Source organism: uncultured Campylobacter sp. (assembly GCF_937996225.1).
GTDB lineage: Bacteria > Campylobacterota > Campylobacteria > Campylobacterales > Campylobacteraceae > Campylobacter_B.
In genome coordinates this window covers 1-6,903 of the sequence record NZ_CALKTC010000026.1, presented here as the reverse complement: position 1 = coordinate 6,903, position 6,903 = coordinate 1, and the positions used below count along the sequence as shown (strand labels likewise).

Below are 6,903 nucleotides of genomic sequence, written 5' to 3'. Positions count from 1 at the left end.
AGCTAAAGAAGGGGGATCGTCTAAGGCTAAAGGTAAGAGGGGCAAGAAGGGTAAGGGAGAGTAAAATTTCTCCCGACCTTAGCTTATTATTCTACAAGCCTAGCGCTTGCGGCGATTGCAAGGGTTAGGCAGCAAGTATATAGATTTAGGCGGGAGCTATGAAAGTGTGCAAGATTTTAATTCGAATCTTGCGTAATTAGCTTGTGATCAACTATACTGTAGATTTAGAAGTTTACAGTTCGATTTAAACTTGCGGATGCAATTTTATTTTATTGTACGGCGAGTCGATATTTTTTTGGAATTTTAAGGTGCGAATTCCTGATTTCTCATAAATTTCAATCTCACTACTTTTAAGCAGAACTAAAATTACCCTAAAGACCACCTAACTACAGCAAGGTATCGGCAAATCGATTATCGGCGCGTTTCAGGTAATGCCTAGAAATCGTGTAGGCTAAATGTCAAGCCATAAGAAATCATAATGGTTTAGGGCGGCAATTTTGCAGAAGCGGCAGTGGGTTTATCTGATCAAAGTGTATAGCGTAGTGCGAGCGTAGCGGTTAAAAAGACTATAAGAGTATATTTAAGCAAATTTTACCCTATTTAAACGCCAGCATCATCACGCCTGCGCCGATGAGTGCTAGTGCGAGCCATTCGCGAAGACTCGGGCGCTCGCCTAAAAAGATCACGGCTATGATTACAACGAGTACCACGCTTAGTTTATCGATCGGTGCTACTTGATAGGCTTTGCCGATTTGTAGGGCTTTGAAATATGCTAGCCACGATGCACCCGTCGCCAGCCCGCTTAGTATCAAAAACACCCAGTTGCGAGGGGTTAGACTAGATAGCGGCTGCCAGGCTTTAGCGTAGCGTAGGAATGCGGCGAGGCAAAAGGCTATAATGATCGTGCGGATAAAAGTCGCAAAGTGGGAGTTGATGCCTTCAAGCCCAATTTTTGCAAATATCGCGGTCAGCGCTGCAAAGAGTGCTGATGCAAGCGCCCAAGCCACCCATGTCTCCATGATATTCCTTTATGAAATGAATTATTGGATTATAGCCCTATTTGGGTAAAATTTGTTTATAATTTCGCGAGCGTCGCAGCAAAAAGCTAAATCGCGAGCGAGCAATCCCACGAAGGCGACATTTAAATTTTAAAATTTTAGCCGCAAAATACGTGTGAGGGGGTATAGAAAATGAGAGTGGGAAATTTTTGCGCTTATTTTTTGAAAGTTCCTAAGATAGGCGATTTAAAAAGCTTCACTCTCAGTTGTAATGCAAGAATTTTGCGGCGGTAAAAATCCCAACGATCCCAAAATGCCAATTTCATCCCAAAATAAGCGAAATTTTAAACGCTTTTATAAGAGATCAAGCCCAATTAACGAATATTTAAATACATTCTGAAATCGTAGAAAATTTAGCTCAAATATATCATAAATCATCTTAGGCTGTATTTTGTTTTGCAAGAATTTATATGATTAAGACACATAAAAATCAAAAATATATGTCTTAATAAAGCTTAAAGTGTCTTAGTCATCATCAAAATACCTCATTCTAAGCTTTACGATTAAGACACATACAAAAAAACAACACAAAGACAACCGCAAAACTTAAAAATTCGTTTCTTGATTAAGACACATATTAAGGTTATTTTTATATTTTAAAATATTTTTACATTGATATTAAATTTGCACTGAACCTTGCCCACTATTTTTAGCTGATCTATTTCTGTCCCCTTTAAAACAATGTCTTGATAAAAGCTATTTAACGATGTTAGTTTTATTTCTTTGTGTATATTATCTCTTAAAAATTTTTTCATATATGCATCTCCGCCGATATTTGCTATGACGATATCGCCATTTTTTACCTCTGCGTCCAAATCAACCACTACAGCGTCGCCATCTTGGGCGAATGGCTCCATACTATCTCCATAAACTTTGATTACATCGTAATTTTTAAGAGGTATTTTTAACACTTGCTCCATGAAATCTCTACCGATAGGGATTATAGAGTAATTTTGTGTGTCGTTGTTCGAGCCGTAACCCGCGCTTGCCGTCACATCCTCAAAATATCTTAAATAGGCTTGATCTTTATATGGTTTATTAACCTTATTGGCACTTAAGTTAACGAATTTTAGTTTTGCCGTTGAGGTTATCCCTTTTGAGCGCCATGTAGCAGCCGTACTTCTAGAGTAGCCGAGCTTTTCTGCTACATCTTCGAGACTATCAACTCTAAAAAACTTTTTCATATTTTCAAATATGATTTTATCTTTCTGATCGCCCATTTCCGCCCCTTTAGTTAAAAATTTTATTTAATAAGGTATTTTTACCTTGACAATAAGGTAAAAATACTATATAATACTTTCAAATCTTTGAAGAAAAATTATATCTCATTCGAGATTAAAACTTTCAAAGGTTTGTAAAAAGTTCTTTAAAATTTTCATTGTTAAAGATGAAAAATTTAAATGAAAGGGGCTCCAAATGATAAGGGATTACTTTAAAAATAACTGCATAAGCATTAGGCAGTGGGCAAAAAAGCATAATCTAAGCGAGCGTACCACCTACATGGTAATCAATGGCGAAGTGCTCGGAAATAAGAATTTTAAGACATCAAAAAAGGTATTTGAAGCGCTTTTGAGCGAGGGCATAATCAAGCAGATGCCGGCAGGATTTATCAAAAAACAAAACGAAGAAGCAGATAAAAAGGCTAGTTGATGTCGTATGTCGAGACTGCAGTAGCGGCTGAGGTTTTTAACGTTTCTTTAAGCGCGTTAAAAGAAGCTTCGCGCCGCCACTCATCAAAATACCCATTCATCCGCCTTCAAAACGTCGGCGCTAGAAGCCGCGGCGGAGCGAAGCTGCTTTTTGAGGTCAGTATCGCAGATATTGACGCTGCTATCAAGCGCGGAAAAATCGACAAAAATATAAACGTATGGCTAAGCGATACCGCTTCTGAAAACGGAGTAAAACAGATGAAATTTAGCGATGTAAAAGGTCGTGATCTCGGCACGCAAGACGTAAAAGAGCAAAAAGATGGATTAGATGAGCCGGGCGGTTCAAGCTATGCGATGCTAAGCCCTGCAGATAAAAGCAAGGCAAGCGAGAAGATCAAAATTTTAAAGGAATGGGAAGAGGCGAAGAAGAGCAACGTGCCCTCTAAAAAGTTTTGCGAAAGCTTCGGCGTGAGCGAAGCAAACCTTTTTAGATGGCAAAGAGCGTATAAGGCGGGCGGCGCAGTCGCTTTGGTAGATAATCGCGGTAAGCATCGAAAGAGCGAAAGCAAGCTTGAGCCGTGGATGAGCGAGTTCGTGCTTGATAAATTTCGCGCTTACGGCGCGGGCGGTCTAAACGTCGCTCAGCTTTGGCGAGATCTACATAAAGAGTATTTTTATCGCCACGGCGAGCCGCATAACTATCCTAAATTTTTATGCGGCACCATAAAGCCGCTCTTTGATGCGGGCGTCGTAAAAAGGTATTTGGATAATTATTATGCAGATCCCGCTCGCCGCCTCGAGTACGTAATGATAACTAAAGGCGAAGACAAGGCAAAAAGCTATTTCCAGCCTGCTATGGGGGATCAAGGAGAGATCATCACGCGCAGAAATCAATGCTGGCAGATAGATAGCTCGCCGCTTGACGTGATGGTGCGCGACGGCGAAAAAGGCGAAGCAATACGTGCAAATGTGCTAAGTATCGTGGATGTTTATAGCGGCCGCTGCGTAGCGAGTATCGAGCGAAAATCAAACGCTTTGGGGCTAATTCGATTGATGTGGAAAGCTCTAAGCAAATTTGGAAAGCCGGACTTTATCAAGGGCGATAACGGCAAGGATTATTTAAGCGATCAGTTTCAGCACCTATTAAACGGGCTCGGGATCGATTACGATAGAGCTATCGCATACAGCGGCGACGAGAAGGGATTTGTGGAAAGACATTTCGGCACGCTCCAGCACGGCGGGATTTCGCAAACGCCGGGCTATATCGGCTTCAATCTCGCAATGCGCGAAGCGGTAGAGCAGCGTACGCCTAAAAAGGAAAGGCACGCCAAAGATGAAAACGGACTCCCGAAAAAGACAAATTTAAAGTATTTGCTAACTTTGCAGCAGGTGCGGGATAGATTCGAAACCGAAGTGCTAAGCTGGGATCTAATGAGCGTAGGCAGAAAGAGAAATAGCCCGATAAATAGATGGAATGCCGACGATACACCGCTAAAGGGCGTCAGACTCGATGAATTTATGCTTCATGCAGGAGGCTTAGAGCGAAGAGTAGTCGGTAAAAAGGGCATCAATTATGAGGCGATGCAATTCGTCAGCCAATTTTTGCCGAGCGTAGGCACAGAGGTATTCATAAGCGAGAATATCGATGACGTAAGCAGCGTATTTGTGTTTGATAAGAGCGGAAATTTCATCTGCGAAGCCAAAGATAAAAACATTTGCCCGATGAGCGCCGAGATGTATAAGATGGTCAAAAAGGTCTTTAAGGATGAGATGAAGGCTATTCGATCTGTCATTAAGCGCGCAGAATTTAGCGAGTTTACAAGGCTCAACGTCGATTATGACCTCGAGGTAATGCTTGCGGCGCATAAAGAAGCTCTAAAGCCTGAAAATTTTGTTTATGAGGATAATGACCAGGTAAAAGCCGTAAAGGAAACGATTAAAACCCAAAAAGAGATAAACGAAATCAGCGCCAAAGCGTTTAATTATGAGAGTTTAGAAGTGAGTGTAGCGAAACAGAGGGCTAAATTTAGCCTCGATGACGCCATAGAGATGGCAAGCGGCGAATAAGCTTTTCAAAAAGCATTTTAAAAGTGCTTTTTAAAGGGCTTTAAACGGATTTTAAGGACTTTAAATTTTAAAAGAAAGGATGAAAAATGAAGCTGGCAAACGACATAGTGCGGTTCATCAAAGAAAACGAAAAAAGCGGTATGAGCCAAAACAAATTCGCAAAGCTTTTGGGGATTAATCCCGCGTATATTTCGGGATATATCAAGGAGGGATCCTCCTACAAATATGCACACAAAGTAGAAGGACCCGCAAAAAACTACATTGACAATTTTATCAAAAAAGTCGATGTTTTGCAAGACGAGCTGCCTTTCATCAAAACCCGCGATGCAAAAAGCATCCACGCGGTCATCAACTGGGCGGTCAAAGATCGCGATATGGCGATGATTAGCGGCGCGGCGGGTAGCGGCAAGACGAGAGCTATCAAGGAATACGTCCGCACACATCCGGACAGCATCTTAATAGAGGCTACGATCAATACGTCTGCAAAAAGCCTTTTTAAAATTTTAACGGCTGAGCTCGGATTAGAAAGTAAGGGATGTATCGACGATCTGATCCGCCGCAGTGCAGCAGAGCTGAAAAAGCTCAGCAAAACGATCATCATAGACGAGGCGGAGCACCTTCCGTATCGTGCACTGGAGAGCCTAAGAAGGATGCACGATTTTAGTCGCGCGCCGCTAGTGCTTGTCGGCACAAACAAATTGCAGCTAAATTTGACCTCTTCGCGAAGCGGCGACGCCTTAGAGCAACTCAGTTCGCGCGTCGGTAACAAATGGATACTGGGCGGCTTGAGCTATCTAAACGATGATAATCAGATCATATCCGATGATCTAAAAGAGGTTTGCAAAAGCTTCGGCGTAGAAGATAAGGACTGCATAGGGCTAATACAAAGGCTTGCAAAAGGAAATTTCAGAAAAACCGAAAAGCTTTTAAGGCGCTCGAAGATGCTTTGCGAATACGGCGGCGGCACGATAAACGAAGACGTAATAAAAGAAGCCACGAAGATGCTTTTGTTGTAATAGTTGTAATGGTTGTAAGGAGATAAAAATGAAAATTTCAAAAGATACAAATATGAAAATGAGCGATCTCAAGGCCTGCAAGGATGAGATCATAATCGCGCACTCATTCATTCTATTTCGCACCCCGCGAGGTTGGATCTCAAAGAGGAGACGACGTGAGAGCATGGCGGTGCCGGTGCCGAGATTTCATCGAGGACTAGGAACGATTTGGGGTTAGGCAGCTTTGATTTTAAATGGCGCCCCGTGCGGGCGTCTTATAAAGTCAAATTTAAAGGATGAAGTATGAAATTTCCAAAAGAGCTGCAAGCAAAACGCACCAGATGCATCGTCTATACGAGGGTAATGGGTTATCTGCGTCCAGTAGAGAGCTTTAACATCGGCAAGGTAGGCGAGCACAAGCAGCGCGTGCTATTTGAAGAGAAGAAAGATGTCAAAGATATCGCTAGCGCTAAGTAAGCGCGAAAGCGCAAGAGCCCTAAAAGATGATGCCGACGCCAGCTATAAAGAGCTTGCGGCGATATTCGGCATCAGCGTAGAGCGCGTAGCTGCTATAGAGCGGGCGGCGCTTGCAAAGCTCAAGCATCCTAGAAATCGTGGAAAGTGGATGGCAATATTTGAGACGATCGCCGAGATAGAAAAATGCAGAGCTCAAAGGCTAGGCAGCGGTTGGGCGCTAAAAGGAACGAAGAGTTGAAGTTAAAAGATCTAATCAATTTAAGTGCGCAGGATTACAGCGCCGCAGCTCTTCGAGAGCTGCACGCAAATATGAGCGCCGCCGTGCCCGCTATGGTACGTGTAGGCCTGCGATCTGTGCGTCGCGACGAGGTGAAGGACGGGAAGCTCGTAAAGGGCTGGGCATTTTACGTGAGCTTTTTCTATGGCTCTAAAAAGCCCTGCACGGAAATTGCGAGCTTCGGCAGGCTTCATATCTGCGCCGATGAGACGATGGCGGAAAGCCCGTATATTGGGAAAATTTTAAAGTATTTACAAGAAGCATAACGTTTATCGGGCCCTTTTTGCAAGAGCCTACATAAGCGCTAAAGCTAATCGCTGAAAATGCAGGCGATAGCCTGCCGTAACTTTAGGTGGGTCGAGGGAGCGAAGCTCCCCGTC

Annotated in this window: 9 protein-coding genes; 7 read left to right on the top strand and 2 right to left on the bottom strand. The window is 43.0% G+C overall.

Annotated elements, in window-relative coordinates; all coding sequences use genetic code 11:
* Positions 1–596 precede the first annotated feature (596 nt).
* Entirely contained in the window at positions 597–1,019 is a 423-nt protein-coding gene (locus Q0174_RS03545) for an EamA family transporter (RefSeq protein WP_298041713.1), read from the bottom strand.
* Between the two features lie 635 nt (positions 1,020–1,654).
* The gene (locus tag Q0174_RS03540) at positions 1,655–2,278 is read right to left on the bottom strand and encodes a S24 family peptidase (protein WP_298041712.1); all 624 of its coding nucleotides are present in this window, start codon (positions 2,276–2,278) and stop codon (positions 1,655–1,657) included.
* Between the two features lie 196 nt (positions 2,279–2,474).
* On the opposite strand from Q0174_RS03540, the gene Q0174_RS03535 reads away from it, so the two are divergent.
* The 7 genes from Q0174_RS03535 (at position 2,475) to Q0174_RS03505 (ending at position 6,789) form a co-directional block, all read left to right on the top strand.
* A complete protein-coding gene (locus tag Q0174_RS03535) occupies positions 2,475–2,708 on the top strand; it encodes a hypothetical protein (protein ID WP_298041711.1) in 234 nt (77 codons plus the stop codon).
* Positions 2,708–4,774, top strand: a complete 2,067-nt coding sequence (locus Q0174_RS03530; protein ID WP_298041710.1) for a DDE-type integrase/transposase/recombinase — start codon at positions 2,708–2,710, stop codon at positions 4,772–4,774. Before Q0174_RS03535 ends, Q0174_RS03530 begins: the two co-directional genes overlap by 1 nt.
* 86 nt (positions 4,775–4,860) lie before the next feature.
* Positions 4,861–5,790, top strand: coding sequence for an AAA family ATPase (locus Q0174_RS03525; RefSeq protein WP_298041709.1), 930 nt, complete (start codon positions 4,861–4,863; stop codon positions 5,788–5,790).
* A gap of 28 nt (positions 5,791–5,818) precedes the next feature.
* Positions 5,819–6,007, top strand: coding sequence for a hypothetical protein (locus Q0174_RS03520; protein WP_298041708.1), 189 nt, complete (start codon positions 5,819–5,821; stop codon positions 6,005–6,007).
* A gap of 65 nt (positions 6,008–6,072) precedes the next feature.
* Positions 6,073–6,246: an anaerobic ribonucleoside-triphosphate reductase gene (gene nrdD / locus Q0174_RS03515; protein WP_298041707.1), complete on the top strand. Its 174-nt coding sequence runs from the start codon at positions 6,073–6,075 to the stop codon at positions 6,244–6,246.
* Positions 6,218–6,484: a sigma factor-like helix-turn-helix DNA-binding protein gene (locus Q0174_RS03510; protein WP_298041706.1), complete on the top strand. Its 267-nt coding sequence runs from the start codon at positions 6,218–6,220 to the stop codon at positions 6,482–6,484. Before nrdD ends, Q0174_RS03510 begins: the two co-directional genes overlap by 29 nt.
* The gene (locus Q0174_RS03505; RefSeq protein WP_298041705.1) at positions 6,481–6,789 is read left to right on the top strand and encodes a hypothetical protein; all 309 of its coding nucleotides are present in this window, start codon (positions 6,481–6,483) and stop codon (positions 6,787–6,789) included. Before Q0174_RS03510 ends, Q0174_RS03505 begins: the two co-directional genes overlap by 4 nt.
* Positions 6,790–6,903: the final 114 nt, after the last annotated feature.

Excerpts from the sequence above, each read along its gene's own strand:
- Q0174_RS03535 (WP_298041711.1), top strand. The coding sequence starts at position 2,475 with ATGATAAGGGATTACTTTAAAAATAACTGCATAAGCATTAGGCAGTGG.
- Q0174_RS03525 (WP_298041709.1), top strand. The coding sequence starts at position 4,861 with ATGAAGCTGGCAAACGACATAGTGCGGTTCATCAAAGAAAACGAAAAA.
- Q0174_RS03520 (WP_298041708.1), top strand. The coding sequence starts at position 5,819 with ATGAAAATTTCAAAAGATACAAATATGAAAATGAGCGATCTCAAGGCC.
- Q0174_RS03540 (WP_298041712.1), bottom strand. The coding sequence starts at position 2,278 with ATGGGCGATCAGAAAGATAAAATCATATTTGAAAATATGAAAAAGTTT.
- Q0174_RS03510 (WP_298041706.1), top strand. The coding sequence starts at position 6,218 with ATGTCAAAGATATCGCTAGCGCTAAGTAAGCGCGAAAGCGCAAGAGCC.
- Q0174_RS03530 (WP_298041710.1), top strand. The coding sequence starts at position 2,708 with ATGTCGTATGTCGAGACTGCAGTAGCGGCTGAGGTTTTTAACGTTTCT.
- nrdD (WP_298041707.1), top strand. The coding sequence starts at position 6,073 with ATGAAATTTCCAAAAGAGCTGCAAGCAAAACGCACCAGATGCATCGTC.
- Q0174_RS03545 (WP_298041713.1), bottom strand. The coding sequence starts at position 1,019 with ATGGAGACATGGGTGGCTTGGGCGCTTGCATCAGCACTCTTTGCAGCG.